General features: G+C 65.8%; 17 protein-coding genes, 2 tRNA genes and 1 riboswitch. Of the genes, 2 read left to right on the forward strand and 17 right to left on the reverse strand.

Features of this window, described 5'->3' with window-relative positions:
• Positions 1-23 precede the first annotated feature (23 nt).
• Positions 24-1106 (reverse strand): FAD-dependent oxidoreductase, encoded by a 1083-nt coding sequence (locus tag M1E07_RS11920; RefSeq protein WP_461186918.1) that lies wholly within the window; start codon positions 1104-1106, stop codon positions 24-26.
• A gap of 67 nt (positions 1107-1173) precedes the next feature.
• Here M1E07_RS11920 and M1E07_RS11925 point away from each other — a divergent pair, with 67 nt between their 5' ends.
• Positions 1174-2490 carry a class I SAM-dependent methyltransferase gene (locus M1E07_RS11925; protein WP_461186919.1) on the forward strand — a complete coding sequence of 439 codons (1317 nt, stop codon included), beginning with the start codon at positions 1174-1176 and terminating at the stop codon, positions 2488-2490.
• An 84-nt stretch (positions 2491-2574) separates the two neighbouring features.
• Here the strand turns inward: M1E07_RS11925 and M1E07_RS11930 are convergent.
• The 13 genes from M1E07_RS11930 to M1E07_RS11990 form a co-directional block, all read right to left on the reverse strand.
• A tRNA-Ala gene (locus M1E07_RS11930) sits at positions 2575-2647 on the reverse strand.
• A 177-nt stretch (positions 2648-2824) separates the two neighbouring features.
• Positions 2825-2897: transfer RNA gene (locus M1E07_RS11935), tRNA-Ala, on the reverse strand.
• Positions 2898-3011: 114 nt separating this feature from the next.
• Positions 3012-3413 (reverse strand): ribosome silencing factor, encoded by a 402-nt coding sequence (rsfS, locus tag M1E07_RS11940; protein ID WP_461186920.1) that lies wholly within the window; start codon positions 3411-3413, stop codon positions 3012-3014.
• A gap of 45 nt (positions 3414-3458) precedes the next feature.
• The gene (locus M1E07_RS11945) at positions 3459-4805 is read right to left on the reverse strand and encodes a hypothetical protein (protein WP_461186921.1); all 1347 of its coding nucleotides are present in this window, start codon (positions 4803-4805) and stop codon (positions 3459-3461) included.
• A gap of 7 nt (positions 4806-4812) precedes the next feature.
• The gene (gene nadD / locus M1E07_RS11950; protein WP_461190387.1) at positions 4813-5481 is read right to left on the reverse strand and encodes a nicotinate-nucleotide adenylyltransferase; all 669 of its coding nucleotides are present in this window, start codon (positions 5479-5481) and stop codon (positions 4813-4815) included.
• A 1-nt stretch (position 5482) separates the two neighbouring features.
• Positions 5483-5713, reverse strand: a complete 231-nt coding sequence (locus M1E07_RS11955; protein WP_163164071.1) for a hypothetical protein — start codon at positions 5711-5713, stop codon at positions 5483-5485.
• Positions 5714-5791: 78 nt separating this feature from the next.
• On the reverse strand, positions 5792-7162 hold the full coding sequence (locus M1E07_RS11960) for a glutamate-5-semialdehyde dehydrogenase (RefSeq protein ID WP_461186922.1): 1371 nt from the start codon (positions 7160-7162) through the stop codon (positions 5792-5794).
• 26 nt (positions 7163-7188) lie between these two features.
• On the reverse strand, positions 7189-8340 hold the full coding sequence (gene proB / locus M1E07_RS11965) for a glutamate 5-kinase (protein ID WP_461186923.1): 1152 nt from the start codon (positions 8338-8340) through the stop codon (positions 7189-7191).
• On the reverse strand, positions 8330-9919 hold the full coding sequence (obgE, locus tag M1E07_RS11970) for a GTPase ObgE (protein ID WP_461186924.1): 1590 nt from the start codon (positions 9917-9919) through the stop codon (positions 8330-8332). The genes proB and obgE overlap by 11 nt, the downstream gene beginning before the upstream one ends.
• 115 nt (positions 9920-10034) lie before the next feature.
• Positions 10035-10298, reverse strand: a complete 264-nt coding sequence (gene rpmA / locus M1E07_RS11975) for a 50S ribosomal protein L27 (RefSeq protein WP_009372867.1) — start codon at positions 10296-10298, stop codon at positions 10035-10037.
• 59 nt (positions 10299-10357) lie between these two features.
• A complete protein-coding gene (gene rplU / locus M1E07_RS11980; RefSeq protein WP_091422877.1) occupies positions 10358-10666 on the reverse strand; it encodes a 50S ribosomal protein L21 in 309 nt (102 codons plus the stop codon).
• Positions 10667-10929: 263 nt separating this feature from the next.
• Positions 10930-12453, reverse strand: a complete 1524-nt coding sequence (gene thiD / locus M1E07_RS11985; RefSeq protein ID WP_461190388.1) for a bifunctional hydroxymethylpyrimidine kinase/phosphomethylpyrimidine kinase — start codon at positions 12451-12453, stop codon at positions 10930-10932.
• Between the two features lie 7 nt (positions 12454-12460).
• Positions 12461-12558, reverse strand: a riboswitch (TPP riboswitch).
• 172 nt (positions 12559-12730) lie between these two features.
• The gene (locus tag M1E07_RS11990; protein ID WP_461186925.1) at positions 12731-16201 is read right to left on the reverse strand and encodes an Rne/Rng family ribonuclease; all 3471 of its coding nucleotides are present in this window, start codon (positions 16199-16201) and stop codon (positions 12731-12733) included.
• 449 nt (positions 16202-16650) lie between these two features.
• Here M1E07_RS11990 and M1E07_RS11995 point away from each other — a divergent pair, with 449 nt between their 5' ends.
• Complete coding sequence (locus M1E07_RS11995) at positions 16651-17334, forward strand: vitamin K epoxide reductase family protein (RefSeq protein WP_461186926.1); 684 nt, start codon at positions 16651-16653, stop codon at positions 17332-17334.
• 77 nt (positions 17335-17411) lie between these two features.
• Here M1E07_RS11995 and ndk read toward each other — a convergent pair whose 3' ends face one another.
• From ndk to M1E07_RS12010, 3 genes are read right to left on the reverse strand one after another with little or no spacing between them, the layout of a single operon-like run.
• Positions 17412-17831, reverse strand: a complete 420-nt coding sequence (gene ndk, locus M1E07_RS12000; protein ID WP_461186927.1) for a nucleoside-diphosphate kinase — start codon at positions 17829-17831, stop codon at positions 17412-17414.
• Between the two features lie 39 nt (positions 17832-17870).
• Positions 17871-18338, reverse strand: a complete 468-nt coding sequence (locus tag M1E07_RS12005; protein ID WP_461186928.1) for a DUF4233 domain-containing protein — start codon at positions 18336-18338, stop codon at positions 17871-17873.
• 3 nt (positions 18339-18341) lie between these two features.
• Positions 18342-19700, reverse strand: a complete 1359-nt coding sequence (locus M1E07_RS12010) for a bifunctional folylpolyglutamate synthase/dihydrofolate synthase (RefSeq protein WP_461186929.1) — start codon at positions 19698-19700, stop codon at positions 18342-18344.
• Positions 19701-19702: the final 2 nt, after the last annotated feature.

Consider the following 19702-nt stretch of genomic DNA (forward strand, 5'->3'; position numbering starts at 1 on the left):
CAACGTTTGCCCGGCTCCCGCCGTCAGCCCCAATTTACCGTCCTGGCGGTGGGCCGGATTCCCGGCAGTTTCAGGATGGCCGCTACTGCAGCCCGGCCTGCCCGGTTAGCGCCGATGGTTGACGACGACGGTCCGTAGCCCACCAGATGGACGCGCGGCTCCGCTGCCACCTGGGTTCCGTCCATCACGATTCCCCCTCCCGGTCCCCGAAGGTGCAGCGGGGCGAGGTGCTCGAGTTCGGGCCGGAAACCAGTGGCCCACAGGATGACGTCTGCTGCCAGGAAGCGCCCGTCCGCCAGCCGGACGCCGTCGGGTTCGATCGCTGAGAACATGGGCTGCCGGTCAAGGGCACCACGTGCTGCCGCCGAACGCAGGGCCGATGTCCAGATGAGCCCGGTCACCGAGACAACGCTTTGCGGCGGCAGGCCTTGGCGCACCCGCTCCTCCACCAGTGCCACGGCGTCGTGGCCGGCCTTGGCGTCGAATGCGGCGTCACGCCACACCGGCTCCCGCCGGGTGAACCAGCTGGTGGAGGTGACGCGGGAAATTTCGTCCAGGAGACCGACGGCGGAAATTCCCCCGCCAACCACCAGCACATGCTTGCCCGCGAACTCCCCGGCTGAGACGTAGTCGGCCACATGGAGCTGCCTGCCACGGAACGTTGACTGGCCGGGATAGATGGGCCAGAACGGCCGGGTCCAGGTTCCGGTGGCGTTGATGACCGCCGCTGTGCTCCAATCGCCGGCGGAGGTGCTGACCAGCAACCTGCCGGCGGGGTCCGTGTCTTCGCGGCTGACCGACGCTACCTTGACGGGCCGCTGGACGGACAGGCCCAGTTCCTCCTCATAGGCGCGGAAATAGCGTGTCAGGAACTCCGAGCTCGGTTCCTTGGGGTCCACTGCGGGCTGGGCGATGCCGGGAAGGTCGCTGATGCCGTTGACGGTGGCCATCCGAAGGCTCTTCCACCGGTGCCGCCACGCGCCGCCCGGACCTTCCTCGGCGTCGAGCACTGCAAAGTCCAGCCCCCGGCGCTGGAGGTGATAGGCGGCGGAAAGACCGGCCTGGCCCGCGCCAATGACAACAACGTCGGCGCGGGCAGAATTCACCCACCCATGATAGTCGTGCGGGGGGTGCCTGCCTTAGTCTTGGCCCAAGGACACAGGGAGGACTGCCATGACCGCCAGCAAGGGGAACGCTGCACTGCTCGCAAAGGCCCTGGCCATCGTGCTGGGTACCGAAGACATCCCGCTCCGTCTGCGGGCGTGGGACGGCTCTGAGGCCGGGCCTGAAGGAGCGCCGCTGCTGGAGTTCCGTTCCCGGCGTGCCCTGCGGCGCATCTTGTGGTCCCCGGGGCAGCTGGGCCTGAGCCGGGCCTACGTTTCCGGTGACATTGATGCACCCGGCGATGTCTTTGATGCCTTCACCGCTTTGAGCTCGGCCGGCAAGTTCGCAGAACCGGGACCTTTCCGGCCGCTCAGGGCGGGCGAACTATGGACTCTGCTCCGGACCGCGGTGAGGCTGGGAGCAATCGGCCCCAACCCTGCTCCTCCGCCGGAGGAAGCGCAAATTGCCCGAAAGGGCAGGCTCCACTCCCGGCGGCGGGATTCCGCCGCTATCTCCCACCATTACGACGTCGGCAATGACTTTTACGCCCTCGTCCTGGGTTCGTCAATGATCTACTCCTGCGCCGTGTGGCCCGAAAAGGAGGATGGGCTGGTTCCCGACGGCGGCCGGCTTGCCCGCGGCCTGGACGCCGCCCAGGAGGCAAAGCTGGACCTGGTGTGCCGCAAGCTGGGCCTCAAACCCGGAATGCGGGTGCTGGACGTTGGCTGTGGCTGGGGAAGCTTCGCCCTGCATGCTGCCGGAAAGTACGGCGTTACCGTGGTGGGCGTGACCCTGTCCCAAGAGCAGGCCATCATGGCGCGCAAACGTGCTGCCGACGCCGGCCTGACCGAAAACGTGGATATCCGCGTACAGGACTACCGCGATATACAGGACGGGCCCTTCGACGCTATCAGCTCCATCGGAATGTCCGAGCATGTGGGACGGGCCGAGATGCCCCGCTACACAGCGGCGCTGTTCAACCTGCTGCGCCCCGGCGGGCGGCTGTTGAACCACGCCATTTCCTGGAACGCCGGACCCACCGCGCCGGACCCTGATTCGTTCATCCCCCGGTACGTTTTTCCCGACGGCGAGATGATCAGCCTGGGCGAGATGAGCACCGCCCTGGAATCTGCAGGCTTCGAGATTCTGGACGTGGAGGCCCTGCGCCGGCATTACGCGCTCACCCTGCGGGCATGGGTAAGCCGGCTGGAAGAGCAATGGGACCACGCCGCGAAGCTGACCAGCCTGGGACGGGCGCGGGTGTGGCGGCTGTACATGGCTTCCAGTGCGCTGGGCTTTGAGAACGGCCTGACCGGCCTCAACCAGGTTCTTGTCCAGCGGCCCGGCGGGGACCCGCCGCCGCTGCGGCGGACGCTGTGGCTGTAGCGGACCGGCGACTGCTGGAAAGAAAAAAGGAACCATCCCGCGGGATGGTTCCTTTTTTCTTCCTCCGGCAAGGAGGATGACCGGTGGAGCTGAGGGGACTCGAACCCCTGACCCCCTGCATGCCATGCAGGTGCGCTACCAGCTGCGCCACAGCCCCGGACTTTGCTGCAGTGGGAGGATCTCCCGCCGAAGCAACCTGATCAGCTTAATGCACTTTCGTCCCGTGCGCCAATCGGCGCGTTCTCTCGTCTTCGTTCGCGGCACTACCGCCGGATACGCCTGGTTCCTGGAAATAAAAATCCGCCGGAATCTGATGATTCCGGCGGATTGTCGGTGGAGCTGAGGGGACTCGAACCCCTGACCCCCTGCATGCCATGCAGGTGCGCTACCAGCTGCGCCACAGCCCCGAATTATTGCCGCTCAACGAGCTTTTCTTTCGGGTTTCCCCGAAGCAACTCAAATATCTTAGAACAGCAATTCCGAAAATTCCAAATCGGGCATATTTGGCTTGGTTGACGCCTTTACTCCGTGTCGGTGGAGGCGGCAGCCTTGGCTGAGGTGTCGTCGCCCAGCTGGAGGTCCACTACGGGGCAGTCCTTCCACAGGCGTTCCAGCGCGTAGAAGACGCGGTCTTCTTCATGCTGGACGTGGATGACGATGTCCGAGTAGTCGAGCAGGACCCACCGGCCGCCCGAGCGGCCCTCGCGCCGGATGGGCCGCAAATCCTGCTTGGCCAGTTCTTCTTCGATACCGTCAACGATGGCGTTGACCTGCCGCTCGCTGGGGGCGGAGGCAATAAGGAATACGTCTGCCAGGGCGAGGCGTTCGCTCACGTCCAGGGCCACAATGTCCTGGGCAATCTTGTCCGCAGCTGCCTTGGCGGCGGTGCGGGCTGTGATGATGGATGAATCTGATGCAGTCACGGGACTCCTTGTTGGTTTAGAAAGTATGGGTGCCGGCAGTGCCGGTTAGCGGGACATTCCGCTGATGATCAGGAAGATGCCGGCGACGAGGGCCAGAATCCCGAAGGCGAGGACACACAGCTGGAGGACGCGGTTCCGGGTGGCACGGGCCAGGCCGGCCGTCGCGGCGTCCAGCGGATCCAGTCCGTGGGCCTGCCGGGCCGGGACCCGGGGCAGATCCTCGAATGCCTCCTCGGTGTGGTTCTCCGCCACCACTGCCGGCGCCAGCACAGCCGGCTTGGGCCTGACGGCAGCCTTGGCAGCAGCCTCGGCCCGGGCAATCACCTGCGAACGGCCGGATGCGGCGTCGGACGTGGCCGGCCGTTCACCGCCGGCCGGGCGCCGCTTTTTGGTGCCCGCCGGAACTTTTGTACCTGGGCGGGTGGTGACCGGAACGTGGCTCGTTGCCGGCGGCTTCATTACCGGCCGGTCGACGCCTGGCACCTGGACGAACTCAAGCGGCGTGACCATGGCCAGGTTGCTGGCGGTGGAGGGGGCCGGCCGCTGCGCCGGAACGTGTGGCGACTTCGGTCCCTGCTGCCGGGGGGCAGGGACCGGCTGGCCTGCTGCTTCCGGGGCGGACGATGGCTCGGCGGCGGGGGCAGGTACGCCGGTCTGCTCGGCAAGCTTCTGCTTGGCCAGGGCCCGCCGGTTCATCACAGCCGCACGTTCCGCCAGGGCAATCTGCTCCGCCAGGATCTCCGGATCCACGGCTTCCGGATCCAGGGAAGCGATGTGCTGCATCTTCGCGATCTGGTTCTTGGCCTGCTCGGCGATCAGCGACCTTGCTGCCAAAGCCTGCTCGACGGTCATCCCATTCGGAGCTGCCGACATTGGGGAGGGCGCGCTGTTCTGAGCAGGCGCAGCACTCGGGGAAGGCGCGCTTCGGACAGGCGCAGTACCCAGGGAAGGCACACCCTTTGGCACTTGAGGGGCCGGCTCCCCCGCCGTGTTCTCCCGGGAGGCCGGTAGCGCGGCGCTCTTGGCTTCCGGATCAACGGGTCCGGCCGGGGCAACGATCGGGTTGGCAGCGGTAAGCGCCTGCTCCTTGAGCTGCTGCAGGCGCAGTTGGCGCCGCGTGGGCGGGCCTCCTGCTGCCAGCTGGCCCTCTTTTTCCTCCAGCTCCTTGATGGTGCGCAGCGCGGCACGGTCCCGCGCCCGGATCTGGGAGGAACGCTGGGTGTGCGTCTGTTCAGGGGCGGCCGGTGCAGTGAACGGGGCAGGACGGTTTGCGGCCGGAGTCTTTGGGGCAGGCCAAACCTCATCCGTGGCTGTGGACACGGATGGCTGTTGCGCGTCCCTGGCCTGCCGGAGTTCCCGGCGGCTGCGGATGGGGGGCTGTTCCTGACTCATAGAGAACTCATTCAGTGCTGGCTGGTTCGCTTGCTTCGGAGGTTTGAGTATCGGTACCTGCCGCGGGGTCCAGGTAGAGGCCGTACTTGGCGATGTACTGGACAACGCCGTCGGGCACTAGGTACCACACAGGGTTGTTCGCGGCCACGCGGGCACGGCAGTCCGTGGATGAGATGGCCATTGCGGGCACCTCCAGGAGGCTGACGTCTTTCCGGCCCATGCCGTCCAGCACGTGCCCCGGCCTGGTCACTCCGACGAAGTGGGCCAGTGACCACAGCTCGTCGATGTCCTTCCAGGAGAGGATCTGCGCCATCGCATCGGCCCCGGTGATGAAGAAGAGATCAGCGTCCGGGCGCTGGGCCCGGAGGTCCCGCAGGGTATCGATGGTGTACGTGCGGCCAGGTCGGTCAACGTCCACCCTGCTGACCGTAAACCGCGGGTTGGAGGCCGTGGCGATAACAGTCATAAGGTAGCGGTGCTCGGGCTCGCTGACCTGTTTGTGGGACTTTTGCCACGGCTGGCCGGTGGGAACAAAAACCACCTCGTCCAGGTCGAACTCGGCAGCCACCTCACTGGCTGCCACCAGGTGGCCGTGATGGATGGGATCAAACGTCCCGCCCATCACGCCCAGGCGCAGCCGGCCGTTGGCACCGTTGTGGTGAAGAACGCGGGAAATGTTAGTGGCCCTGCCCGTGATCGTGCTTGTTGGGGTGCTGGCGGTGCGGATCCGCGTGCTCCTCGGTGGCGGCGTGGCGCTTGCCAAGGTTGGAGTAGGACAGCGTGATAAACATCATCACCAGCAGGATGGCGAAGATCACCACTCCGAAGACCCACGGCTCAGCCCACAGCGGGGCGAGTTCGTGTTCTTCGCCTTCGGCGATGGTGGTGGCAATCTGCTGGAACAGCATTTTCTCCCCTTGGTTTCAAACGATTGTGGCAGCGGAAAGCTCCGCCGTTTCTGACTTCTGGTCTATGTTACCGCGTTGCTACCCGCGGACCTGGCCCTCGCCCTGCACGATCCACTTGGTGGTGGTGAGTTCGGTCAGGCCCATCGGACCGCGCGCGTGCAGCTTCTGGGTGGAAATCCCCACCTCGGCGCCAAGGCCGAGTTCGCCGCCGTCGGTGAACCTGGTGGAGGCGTTGACGATGACGGCTGCGGAATCCACTTCGGCGATGAACCGCTCGGCGTTGGCGAGGTCGTTGGTGAGGATCGCCTCGGTGTGCCCCGTTGACCAGGTGCGGATGTGCTTGACGGCCTCGTCCAGGCTGTCCACCATGGCAACAGCGAGGTCGAGGTCCATGTACTCGGTGCCCCAGTCCTCGTCAGTAGCCGGTTCGGACTCAATCGAAGCGGGAAGGGAAGCGCGGACACGCTCGTCCGCGTGCAGCCGGACGCCGGCCTTGCTCAGGGCTGCGGCAACGGCGGGCAATACCGTTGAGCCGGAGTGGACCAGCAGGGTCTCGACGGTGTTGCACACGCTGGGCCGCTGCGTCTTGGCATTAAGGAGGATTTCCACGGCCATGTCCTCCTTGGCGGATTCGTCAATGAAGATGTGGACGTTCCCCTCCCCCGTCTCGATCACGGGAACGGCGGAGTTGGTGACCACTGTCTGGATGAGCTCACGGCCGCCGCGGGGAATCAGCACGTCCACCCTGCCGCGGGCGCGCATCAGGACGTTGGCGCCGGCGCGGCCGTACTGGTCAACGGTCTGGACGGCGTCGGCAGGCAGTCCAACCGCTTCGAGGGCTTCGCGCAGGATACGCACCAGGACTTCGTTGGTGGCCTGGGCCGCACTGCCGCCGCGCAGGATCACGGCGTTGCCGCTCTTGAGGGCAAGCCCGGCGATATCCACGGTGACATTCGGCCGTGCCTCGTAGATGGCAGCCACCACGCCCATGGGGACGTTGACCTGCCGCCCGTTGGGGAGGGTTTGCCCGCGGACCACGTTGCCCACGGGGTCCGGCAGGCCGGCAAGGTTCTCGAGGGCTGCCACGAGTCCAGCGATCCGGGTTTCGGTCAATGTGAGCCGGTCCAGCATGGCGGCCGAGGTGCCGTTCGCCTTTCCTGCTGCCACGTCCGTGGCGTTCGCGGACAGGATGGCGGCAGTGCCCTCCTGCAGGGCAGCACCGACGGCTCGAAGGGCACGGTCCTTCCAGGCCCGGTTCGCCATGGCCATCCGGCGCGCTGCGTGGCGGGAACGGTCTGCGATGGCATGGACTGCTGCTTCGACGTCATCGGAAGAAAGCGGAACCTCAGCCGGGACCGATGCTGCAGGTGACTCGACGGGCGGCAGGCTGGCGGGCGCAGCGGTGTCTCCGGAGTTTTCAGCGGTCTTGTGGATCAGGGCCTCAGTCATGTTCCAAGTTTAGGCGAGCCCGGGGCTCAAACCAGCACGAGGTCATCCACATGAACAACTTCGCGGTCATAGCCGCTGCCCAGCGCCTCTCCGAGGTCCCTGGTGGACCTGCCCAGCATCTGCGGCAGCTCGGCGGACGAGTAGTTCACCAGTCCGCGGGCCACCACGGCGCCGTCGGCACTGGCGATCTCGACGGCGTCGCCCGCTTCGAAGTCGCCATGCACAGCGGAGATGCCGGCAGGCAGCAGCGAGGTGCGGTGATGGCGCACAGCCTTCACGGCGCCGTCGTCAAGGACCAGGCGGCCCTGCACGGACGCCACGTGCGCCAGCCATAGCAGGCGGACCGGTTTCCGTGCGCCATTGACGGTGAACCAGGTGCCCACGTCCTCGCCGTTCAGCGCCGCAGCAGCGTTTGGCGTTGACGTGACCAGGGCGTGGATGCCCGAGCCGGCGGCAATGGTTGCTGCCTCTACCTTGGTCAACATCCCGCCGGTACCGACGCCGGCTTTGCCGGCCTTACCGATGGATACGCCCTCCAGGTCATGGGGGCCTTCAACGAGTGGAATCCTTTTTGCACCGAGCGCCGGCGGTCCGTCGTACAGCGAGTCGACGTCGGACAGCAGCACCAGCGCATCCGCCCGTACCAGGTGTGCCACCAGGGCAGCGAGGCGGTCATTGTCGCCGAACCGGATCTCGTGCGTGGCCACCGTGTCGTTTTCATTCACCACCGGAACCACGCCAAGGTTGAGCAATCGGTCCAGGGCCCGGAAGGCATTGGTGTGCTGGCTCCGCCGCATCAGGTCCTCGGCGGTAAGCAGGACCTGGCTGACCGTCACTCCGTGTGCACCGAACGCCTGCGTGTAGCGGGCCATCAGCAGGCCCTGCCCAACGCTCGCGGCCGCCTGCTGGGTGGCCAGGTCCCGCGGACGCTTGGCCAGGCCCAACGGAGCCAGGCCGGCGGCGATGGCGCCGGAGGAGACCAGGATGATCTCAGTTCCCGCATTCCGTTTGGCCGCCAACGCGTCCGCAAGGGCCGTCAGCGACTCTTCGGAAATGCCGCCCTTGATGCTTGTCAGCGACGACGACCCCACCTTGACCACCACGCGGCCGGCGTTGGCGAGGACGCTCCTGTCCACGGACCGGGTGAGCGGTTCCGCGGCTGCTGCCCTAGAACTCATCGCCTGTGTCCAGTCCACTCTCCTTGAGGGGCTTGGCCGCCCTGCGGCTGCTGACGGACTCGGTCCAGATGCCGGCCTTGCGTTCCGCTTCGAGCTCGGCCCGGGCGGCGGCCCTGGCATCCTTGCGTTCCTGCTGCTCTTCGCGCTTCTGGCCACGGGTGGGGCGGTCACCGATATCGGCGAAGCGGATGTCCGTGCCACGGGGCGAGGCCAGGAGTTCCGCGCCTGCCATCATGGTGGGCTCCCAGTCGAAGACGACGCCGTCGTCCCCGCCGATGACCACGGTATCGCCGGGCTTGGCGCCCTGCTTGAACAGTTCCGTTTCCACGCCCAGCTTGGCGAGGCGGTCAGCCAGGTAGCCGATGGCTTCCTCGTTGGTGAAGTCCGTCTGTTTGACCCAACGCTCCGGCTTCTCACCAAGGACGCGGAACAGCGGCTCGAGGCCCTTCTCCTCCCGGCGGATCTTGAATCCGGATTCGTTGACAGCACGCGGCCGCAGTACGGCCGGCTGGACCTTGGGCGGCGCGGTTGCCACGGCATCGCGCGCGGCTTTGACGATCCCGGCCATGGCAAAGCCGAGCTGGCGCAGGCCCTCGTGGCTTGTGGCTGACACTTCGAACACCTGGTAGCCGCGGGATTCAAGCTCCGGACGCACGAAATCAGCCATGTCCTTACCGTCGGGCAGGTCCACCTTGTTCAAAGCCACCAACCGGGGGCGGTGGTTCAGCGGAACCACGTCGCCGTCCTGGCCGGCATAGCTCATGTCCACGGCGTACTTTTCCAGCTCAGCCTCGATGATGGCCAGGTCCGAAAGGGGATCGCGGTCAGATTCAAGGGTGCCGCAGTCCAGGACGTGGACCAGCGCGGCGCAGCGCTCCACGTGGCGCAGGAAGTGGTGGCCCAGGCCCTTGCCCTCACTGGCGCCCTCGATGAGGCCCGGGACGTCGGCGATGGTGAAGCGAACATCACCTGCCTGGACGACGCCCAGGTTGGGAACCAGCGTGGTGAACGGATAGTCGGCGATCTTGGGGCGTGCCGCAGACATGGCAGCGATGAGGCTGGACTTGCCTGCGGACGGGAAGCCCACCAGGGCAATGTCAGCGATCGACTTCAGTTCCAGCACGATGTCGCTGGATTCGCCTTCGATACCCAGCAGGGCGAAACCTGGGGCGCGCCGCTTCTGGGACGAGAGCGCGGCATTGCCCAGGCCGCCGATGCCGCCGGCCGCTGCCACGTACTGGGCGCCTTCGCCCACCAGGTCAGCGAGGACGGTGCCGTCCTTGGACTTGACCACTGTGCCGTCCGGGACAGGGAGGATGAGCGTCTCGCCGTTCTTGCCGCCGCGCCAGTCGCCCATGCCCGGACCGCCGTTGGTGGCGTGGCGGTGTGGTGCGTGGTGGTAGTCAAGGAGGGTGGTGGTCTGGTGGTCCACGCGCAGGATCACGTCGCCGCCGTTGCCGCCGTCGCCGCCGTCGGGACCGCCCAGCGGCTTGAACTTCTCACGGTGGACGGAGACGCACCCGTTGCCGCCGTTACCGCCGGATACGTGCAGTACTACCCGGTCTACAAAGCTGGCCACGTGGATCTCCTCAGTGCTGTTTCCTGGACGCCGCGGGCGCCAAGACGATTGTAATGCGGTTAAAAGAACAGTGGAGCGGACCAACTGGCCCGCTCCACCGCTTCAGAAATATTTGTTACTCTGCGGCTGCAGCAGCAACGATGTTGACGACGCGGCGACCGCGGCGGGTGCCGAATTCAACGGCTCCCGGGGTCAGTGCGAACAGGGTGTCGTCGCCGCCACGGCCAACGCCGGCGCCCGGGTGGAAGTGGGTGCCACGCTGGCGGACGATGATCTCGCCTGCGGAAACAACCTGGCCGCCGAAGCGCTTGACGCCGAGGTACTGAGCGTTGGAATCACGACCGTTGCGAGTGGAGCTCGCGCCCTTTTTATGTGCCATTTGAAATGCCTGCCTCTAAATTCTGGGGATCTGCTGAAAAACCTGAACAGTAACGAAGGTTACTGGATACCAGTGATCTTGACCTTGGTCAGTTCCTGGCGGTGACCCTGGCGCTTCTTGTAACCGGTCTTGTTCTTGAACTTCTGGATCACAATCTTCGGACCACGGAGGTCGTTCAGGATCTCAGCCGTAACGGTTACCTTGGCCAGGTCAGCAGCGGCGGTGGTGATCTTGTCACCATCAACCAGGAGCAGCGCGGGCAGCTGAATGGTGCTGCCAGCTCCACCGGCGACGCGGTTCAGGGTAACGAAGTCTCCAACGGAAACCTTCTCTTGGCGGCCGCCTGCGCGGACAATCGCGTACACCACTTGGGAACTCACTTCTCTCGACGTTTATTACTAGATTTGCGTGCGGAACCGGCCAATAAAAGCCTGGCTTCTCGCTGTGCCTCAACGCCGTGGGGTCGTAACCCAAGTGTTGGCGTAAGCACCGAAGATCTAGAATACGCTAACTCTGTCTTTGGCCGCAAATGAGGCTGGTCCCGGCGGGTTGACTGTGATAGCTACCACAGCTCAATTCCGGCGTCCGCACCGTGCCCCACCATAGTACCGGCCAGCCCGCCGGCAGGTGGTCAGGAATGGAGGCGCGGCGCGTCGAAGAAGTCCACTTCCAGCCTGCAGGACTGCTTAAACGCCGTGACCATGGCGGCCCGGTCCGCGGCGGAGGCCTTGCGCCCCGCTTCATCCACGATGGCAATGGCAGTGCGGGTGGCAGCTGCGAAGTCTTCGTCGGCGTAGGTGCGCAGCCAGTCCGCGTAGGGATGTGCCGAGGGTTCACCGGCGGCAACGAACTGGGTGTGGAGCGTGACACCAACCTCGGCGTACAGCCAGAAGCAGGGCAGGACTGCCGCCGCCAGGACCGCATAACTGCCCGACGCCGATGCCGCTGTCAGGTGGTCCACGTAGGACTTGGTCACGGGGCCCAGCCGGGGCTGGACCGTCCGCGTGCTTAGCCAGGAGCGGTGGAGCTCCGACTCGACTTCCAGGCACTGCCCGGCAGAAGCAGCCCAGAAGAGCTGCTCTGCCTCGGTGGGCGCCAACGCACTCGCCCTGGCCAGCACCCGCGAATACCCGTTGAGGTAGATGGCGTCCTGCGCAAGGTAGTAGGCAAACTCGTGCTCCTGCAGGCTGCCCGAGGCCAGGTTGCGGATGAAGTCCAAGGCATAGATATCGTCCAGGTCCTGCTGCGCCTCACCCCACAGTTGTGCCGCGAAGCTGCCTTCGGACGGCAGCGGCTGCAGGTGGTGGAAGTGGTGTACCGGCCCGTTTCCCGTTCCCACTTCCAGTGTTTCGGATGCCCTCAGTGCGCCGGCCAGCCAAGGTTTGACTTCCCGAAGTGATGCTTCCCAGTCCCCCCGCCGCGCTTGGGCGGTTGCCATGGCGGAGGACAGTGAACAGCCGGTGCCGTGGCTGTTCCGCGTTTTCAGCCGCTCCCCCGGCACCACCACCACTTCGTTGGACAGCAGGCCCTTGGTGTTGACCAGTGCATCCGGGCACTCCTCGCCGTCCAGGTGGCCGCCCTTGACCAGCACCGTTGCGCCGGTGGCAGCGGCAAGCGCGCGGCCCTGTTCCAATGCGCCGGCCCAGCTGTCCTGCAACTGCCCGCCAACGAGTATGGCGAGCTCCGCCAGGTTGGGCGTCACAAGGTGGGCCAGCGGCAGGAGCCTGCGCAGCGCCGCTTCCGCGGACTCGTGCAGGAGCCGGTCACCACTGGTGGCAACCATCACCGGGTCCAGGACCACGACGGCGGGGCGCACCTTCCGGAGCCACGCCCCCACCGCCTCGATCACGTCTGCGTTGCCCAGCATTCCGATTTTCACGGCGTCGATGCCGATGTCCTCACTGATCGCATCCAACTGCTCAGCCAGGAACGCTGCAGGGGGCACATGAACGGACCGGACCCCGCGCGTGTTCTGGGCGGTAAGGGCAGTGATGGCAGCCATCCCGTAGCCCCCGAGCGCGGCGATGCTCTTCAGGTCGGCCTGGATACCGGCCCCGCCGGAAGGATCCGAGCCGGCGATGGACAGGACCCGGGGTACCGACCGGCAAGGCATTGTTGCTGCCGCAGTGAAGGTTGCCGGGATGGCAGTGGGCATTACAGTAGTCGCAGACATGAGACATCCCTTCGCCGGTGCTAACCGGACAGGTTCAACGGGTGTGTATCTCAGCCGGCTCTCTGCGCGGCACCCCGTGTCAGTTCCCCAGCCTAGCTTTTTTGCCGGACACAGGCCGAAGGTGACACATTGCGACCGGGAGCCCTGCCCTTGGGATGTCCTGCTTTAGGTTCCGGCCGCACTGCACTTACTGGCGTTAAACACGGAATGCCCGGCCGGCCACTGCTGTGGCTGGCCGGGCATTCCGTGCTGCTGACTCTTAGAGCTCCGAGGCCGGAACCCCTACACCCAGGATGATGGGCGCCTCGGCGGGCTTTGTTGCCGCCTTCTCAATTCCGGTGTCTCCCCCGGTGCCGGCCGGTACCGGGGCCTTTGCCTCGTGGGTATGCCCCGTGCTGGCCGCCGCCACGCTTTCGTGATGCTGCACGGTGGTTTCGTTGGCAGCCCCCTGGGCACGGCTGGCACTGCGGTTGCGCCGCGGCCGCCGCTGCCGGGACTGCTCCAGCGTGTGGTCGGTGTAGTCCTTCGCCGGTGCTGCAGCAGCTGCCGCAGCAGGTGCCTGTGCGGGCTGCACCGGTTCCATGGGCCCCGCCGGCTCCTGCTCCGGTTCTGCCTGCTCGGGCTGGGCAACAGCGGCCGCGGGCTGGCCCAGGTGGGCGAACGCCTCGGCGAGTCGGTCCAGGGTCAGGGCCGGCTTCTGCTGCTGCTCTTCAGCATGCTCAACGAACGGCAGCACCACTTTCTCACCGCCGAAGGTGAGCACGGCAGCGTGACGCGCTTCGTCGTCGCGCTTTGCAGCCTCCGCTGCAGCAGCGGGGGCTGCAGCGGGCTGGTCTGCGGCCGCCTGCCTGGCTGCCGCCACTTCGTCGTCGTGCAGGTGGGCTGCATGCGCGGCGGCGGCAATGTTGGCAAGGGCCAGCCGGGTGGCCTCCGCCTTGGCGTGCCGCTCAGCGTCCGATGGGTCGGGCTGAACTGTGTGGACGTGCACGGCAGCTGCCGGGGCAACCTCAGGCTGCTGGCCGCCGCGGCCCCGCCGGCGCTTCCGGTCCGGACGTGCGCCCGGCTGGTTGCTGTCGATGCGCTGGGCGTCGGTCCGGTGGCTTTCGCTGCGGGCTTCGGGCCGGCTGTCGGACCGCTGGACGTGGTGCTCGGCAGCCACGATGTTGGCCCGCCGGTGCTCCACGGGGTCGTCGTGGGTGACCATGCCGCGGCCGGCGCACGTTTCGCACTGCTCTCCGAATACTTCCAGGAGCCCGGTGCCCATCCGCTTACGCGTCATCTGCACCAGGCCGAGTGACGTCACTTCGGCAACCTGGTGCTTGGTGCGGTCGCGTCCCAGGCATTCCACCATGCGCCGCAGAACGAGGTCGCGGTTGGATTCGAGGACCATGTCGATGAAGTCGATGACGATGATGCCGCCGATATCGCGGAGTCGGAGCTGGCGGACCACTTCTTCCGCAGCCTCGAGGTTGTTTTTGGTCACCGTCTCTTCGAGGTTGCCGCCGCTGCCGGTGAACTTGCCGGTGTTGACGTCCACCACGGTCATGGCTTCGGTACGGTCGATCACCAGCGAACCGCCGGACGGCAGGAAGACCTTCCGTTCCAGCGCCTTGTGGATCTGCTCGTCGATGCGCCAGGCAGCGAAAATGTCCTGGTCCTTGGTCCACTTCTCGAGCCGGCCCACCAGGTCCGGCGCCACGTAGGTAACGTACGCCTCGATGGTGTCCCAGGCTTCCTCCCCGGAGACGATCAGCTTGGAGAAGTCCTCGTTGAAGACGTCACGGACCACCTTGATGGTGAGGTCCGGTTCGCCGTAGAGCAGCTCCGGGGCAAGGATCTTGGTGGACTTCGACTGGCTTTCGATGCCTTCCCACTGCGCGCGCAGCCGGTTGATGTCGTGCGTCAGCTCTTCCTCGGAAGCGCCCTCGGCGGCGGTGCGGACGATGACGCCGGCCTGCTCGGGGAGGCGGTCCTTGAGGATGCGCTTGAGGCGGTTGCGTTCGACGTCGGGCAACTTGCGGGAGATGCCGGTCATGGAGCCGCCGGGCACGAACACCAGGTAGCGGCCGGGCAGGGAGATCTGGCTGGTCAGGCGGGCACCCTTGTGTCCCACGGGGTCCTTGGTCACCTGGACCAGAACGGTGTCGCCGGACTTGAGGGCGTTTTCGATACGGCGCTGCTTGCCCTCGAGGTTGACGGCTTCCCAGTTCACCTCACCGGCGTAGAGGACGGCGTTGCGGCCGCGGCCGATGTCCACGAAGGCGGCTTCCATGGAGGGCAGCACGTTCTGGACCTTGCCCAGGTACACGTTGCCGATCAGGGAGTCCTGCTGGGTTTTTGACACGAAGTGCTCGGCCAGGACACTGTCTTCAAGGACTGCGATCTGGATTCTGTCATCGCGCTGGCGCACAATCATCTGCCGGTCAACAGACTCGCGGCGGGCCAGGAACTCGGCCTCGGTGATGACAGTACGGCGGCGGCCGGTGTCACGGGACTCGCGCCGGCGCTGCTTCTTCGCCTCCAGGCGGGTGGATCCCTTGACGCTGGTGACGCGGTTGCTGACCGCCGGTTCGCTCACGGCGCGCGGTGCGCGGACGCGGGTGACCGTGTTGGGCGGATCGTCGTCTCCCCCGCCCGTCAGTTCAAGGTCCTGGTCACCACGGCGGCGGCGACGACGACGGCGGGACGTTACGCCCTCGCCTTCTTCGACCTGCCCGGCAGAATCATCGTCGGCGTCGTCCGATGCCTCGCCGTCAACACCCTCGGTGTCGTCGAGTTCGGCATCGGCTTCCCGCTCACCGATCCGGCTGCGTCCGCGGCGGCCACGGCCCCGGCGCCTGCGGCGTCCGTTGGCGTCGTCCGCATCGCCCTCATCGGCGTCGTCCTCTCCTGCTTCTTCCACAGCGGCCGGAACCGGGCGCACCACGGTGCTCAGGTCCGGTGCCTGGAAGAGTACCGAGGTGGGGGAAGCGGGTTCCATGAACAGGGAGCCGAAGGGGCTGGAAGGAGCCGAGGGCACCTGCTCCCCGGAAGCTGCTGCCTGCGGCGCTTCAACCTTGGAAGCCGCCTGTGCAGCCGCTTCTGCAGGGGCTTCTTCCTCTGGAGCTTCTTCTGCAGGGGCCTCTGCTGATGCCTGCTGGGTTGCTGCTGCTGCTGCCTCAACGGTGTCAGCCGGAGCAGTTGCTGCCTGGACATTTGCCGTTTCGGCCGCGGGTTCAGCCGTTGAAGGTTCTGCCGTTGCGGCTTCCGTCTCGACGGCCGGTGCGGAGGTTTTCCGGGTGGCAACGCGACGGCGCCGGACGGGCTTCGTGTCAGCCGCCGCGGCGGGAAGCTCCTCCGCCGGGAGCCCGGGAGTGCCGGCACCTGCGCTGGCATCAGCGTCTGCGCCGGTAGTGGCATCCAGGCCGGATACTGCTGCTTCCGGTGCTGCATCTGCTGCGAAAGCCGGGAGTGGTTCAGCGGTTTCTGGCTTCTTCCGGGCGCGCGTCCGCCGGACAGGAGCCTTGGCCTCCGGTCCGGCGGATTCCGCCGCGTCCGCAACGGCCGCGGAAGCATCGACGTCGGCGGGGGCGCTTTCTGCGGTGCCGGCTCCGGCGAGGTCGGTTTCCGGGATCATGGCCTCGGCCTTGGGGGCGGCCTTCCGGCGGGTCCTCGTGGCCTTCTTGGGGGCAGCGTCTGCCTCCGCGGCCGCTGCTTCGTCGTTAACAGCTATAACTTGTTCATTATCCATATGTGGCAACACTCCTGCCCCTGACGTACCGCCACATCCGGCACCCATTGGGGCACATATTGTCAAAACCCGCAGGCGTTGACAGAAGTCAAGTGGATACCCCCAGGTTCGCACCGGCAGTGGGGTGCGGCAGCCCGTGGGGGCCGGCGGGATGTTCTGAAACCCGTTGTTCTACGTGCCACAACCAGGTGCCGCTCAATGGAGCCGCGGGAGGCTGCGTCGGTGAGACCCACGCCTGCCCTGCTCGTCATTGGCGGTCTTGGGAACAAGCCACCGGACCGGAGTCCGAATGTGGATCGGCTTCCAGCCATGTTCATTCTCTCATACCCGGACTAAATCACGCCGGAGGCAGCACCGTATCCGCGGCTGTCCCACTCATCTGGACGGTCCTTCCAGCCTCCGGCGTTACAATCAGGCTAGGAGCACCGGATGAAAAGGACGCCACACCAATGCCCAGCATCTCCCCCCTCAGCGGCACCCCTGCCCAGGAACGGAGCCTGAACGAGGACAGCGACCCGGCCGGCAGGACAGCAGCCGCTGTCCCGCCGATGACCCGGAACCGGCCCTTCGGCTGGCTGTTGGTGATCACAGGTGTCATCGGCTGGCTCGCCTCGGGAACCCTGGTCCTGGAAAAGCTTGCGGTGCTTCAGGACCCCAACCACACCACGGTGTGCGACGTGAATCCGTTTATCTCATGCGGCCAGGTGATGCAGACGTGGCAAAGTTCGCTGTTTGGCTTCCCGAACATGTTCATCGGCATCGTGGCGTTCGGCGTCATCATCACGGTGGGCATGGCGCTACTGGCCGGGGCGACCTTCGCCCGCTGGTTTTGGGCGGGCCTGCAGGCAGGAGTCACGCTCGGTTTCATCTTTGTGGTGTGGCTGTGGTCGCAGGCCCTCTACGACATCCATATCCTCTGCCCGCTCTGCATGATTGTTTGGGCAGCCATGATTCCCCTGTTCGTCTGGGTGACCATCCGGAACATTACGGCCGGGGTGATTCCCGTGCCGGCGAACGCAGCACGCATCCTGGGCGACTCCGGCTGGATCATCACCGCGCTGCTCTACGTGGCGGTCATCGCCACCATCTTCTTCGCCTTCATCCAGGTCTTCGCCGGCACCTCGGGCTTCTAAGCCTGCCCATGAACCTCGCGATATGACAGATAAGGCCGATGTTCTTGAAGAACATCGGCCTTATCTGTCATGTCGGGCTATGCCTCGAACCAGATCTTGATCTCACGCTCAGCAGAATAGGTGGAGTCGGAGCCGTGCACCAGGTTCTGCTGGACCTTCAGGCCCCAGTCGCGGCCGAAGTCGCCGCGGATGGTGCCGGGGGCTGCAGTGGTGGGGTCGGTGGTTCCGGCGAGGGAGCGGAAGCCTTCGATGACGCGGTCGCCTTCGAAGATCGCTGCCACCACGGGGCCTGAGAGCATGAATTCCACCAGGGGCTCGTAGAAGGGCTTGCCCACGTGCTCCTCGTAATGCTGCTCCAGCAGTTCGCGGGTGGCGTCCACCTTCTTCAATTCGGCCAGCGTGTAGCCCTTGGCTTCGATCCGGGCCAGCACAGCGCCGGTGAGGTTGCGGGCGACGCCGTCGGGCTTGATCAGGACGAGGGTGCGCTCAGTAGTCACAACTGCTCCAATGCGTTGGTAAGGGGTTTCGGTTCAAGTCTACGGGGACTGCGGCTGCTGGCCGGGCCCGGCGGACTCCTCCGGATGGGCGGCTTCCCACGCTGCCTGCTCGCGGGCCCGCTCACCGGCTTCGCGGTCCAATCGAATTCCGGTGCGGATCCCATACCACCAGGCCAGTGCGAACAAGGCGCCGACCAGGAACATGGCGGGCTCGAAGATGCCGGTGAGGATCAGGACAAGCTGCAGGATCCACCCGAGTCCGATGCCCCAGGGCTTGGTGAGGAAGGCGCAGGCCACAATCATCACCACGCTCAGGCCGATGCCGACGCCGAGGATCAGTGCCGGCGGGAACTCCCCGCGCCGCAACCCGAATACTGCGAGGGTGGCGAAAAACATCACGAAGGCTTCAAGGAGCAACACGGTGGAAGCGAACATCACCTTGGTGGAGCGCCGCTTCCTGGGCATGCCCGGCCGCCATTCGCGCTGGGCTTTGGTCAGCTTGGCCATTGGCTATGCCTCCGTTTTTCCGAGCAGGATCCGGGCTTCGGCCACCAGTGTGATCGAGCCCGTCACCAGCACGCCGCCGGAAAGATCGTCATTTGCTTCAGCGCGCTCCACCGCCCACTCCAGGGCGTCGTCGAGCTTCTCCTCGATGTGGACGTTGTCCTCGCCGAAGCCGAGGTCGATGGCGAGCTCGGCAAGTTCGGCAGCGGGAACAGCGCGCGGAGAATTGGACTGCGTGAAGCAGAACTCCTCGGCCACCTCGCCGAAGGACTCCTTGAGCTGGCGAAGGATCTCCTCGGCGTCCTTTTCCTTGAGGATTCCAACCACCGGGACAAGCCTGGTGAAGGTGAAGGCTTCCTGAAGGGCAGCCGCGGAGACTTTGACGCCCTCGGGGTTGTGGGCGGCGTCAACCACAATGGTGGGTGCCGTGCGCACCACCTCAAGCCGGCCAGGGGAAGTAACCTCCGCGAAGCCTTCCTGCAGCACCTCGAAGCCAAGTTCCTTGTCGCCGCCGAAGAACGCTTCCAGCGCTGCCACAGCCACGGCTGCGTTCTGCGCCTGGTGGGCACCGTGAAGCGGCACCAGCAGATCCGGGTAGCGGCCCGCGATGCCCTGGATGGTGACCATCTGGCCACCAACTGCCACGGTCCGGGATTCGACACCGAACTCCACCCCCTCGAACTTGAAGGGCACGCCGGCGTCCTTGGCCTTCTCGAGCAGGACCTGCGCGGCGTCAAGGGGCTGGGCGGCGCTGACGAGGTAGCCGCCGGGCTTGATGATCCCGGCCTTTTCGTGGGCGATGTCTTCGGTGGTGTCACCCAGCAGGTCCGTGTGGTCCAGGGAAATGGGCGTGATCACCGAAACCTGCCCGTCCCCCACATTGGTTGCGTCCGTGATGCCGCCGAGTCCCACTTCGATGACCGCCACGTTCACGGGCTGGTCCGCGAAAATCGCGAAGCCCAAAATAGTGAGGCATTCAAAGTAGGTTAGGCGTGGCTGCGCGTCGGCCTCCAGCTCGGAGTCGACCATCTCCAGGTACGGCCGGATTTCGTCCCAGATCCGGACGAAGGTCTCGTCCGGGACGGGATGGCCGTCGATGCTGATCCGTTCGGTGACTTTGGTCAGGTGCGGGCTGGTGTACCGTCCGGTGCTCAGGCCGTGGGCCCGCAGCACCGATTCGATCATGCGGGCGGTGGAGGTCTTGCCGTTGGTCCCGGTCACGTGGATGATCGGGTAGGCCTTGTTCGGCTCCCCCAGGATGTCCATGGCCCGGAACAGCGGGGCAAGCCGCGGCTCCATCTTGTTTTCTGGCGCCCTGCCCAGCAGCTCGGCGTAGACGCTCTCTACGGAAAATTCGTCAGTCATGG

The organism is Arthrobacter sp. Z4-13 (assembly GCF_054792705.1).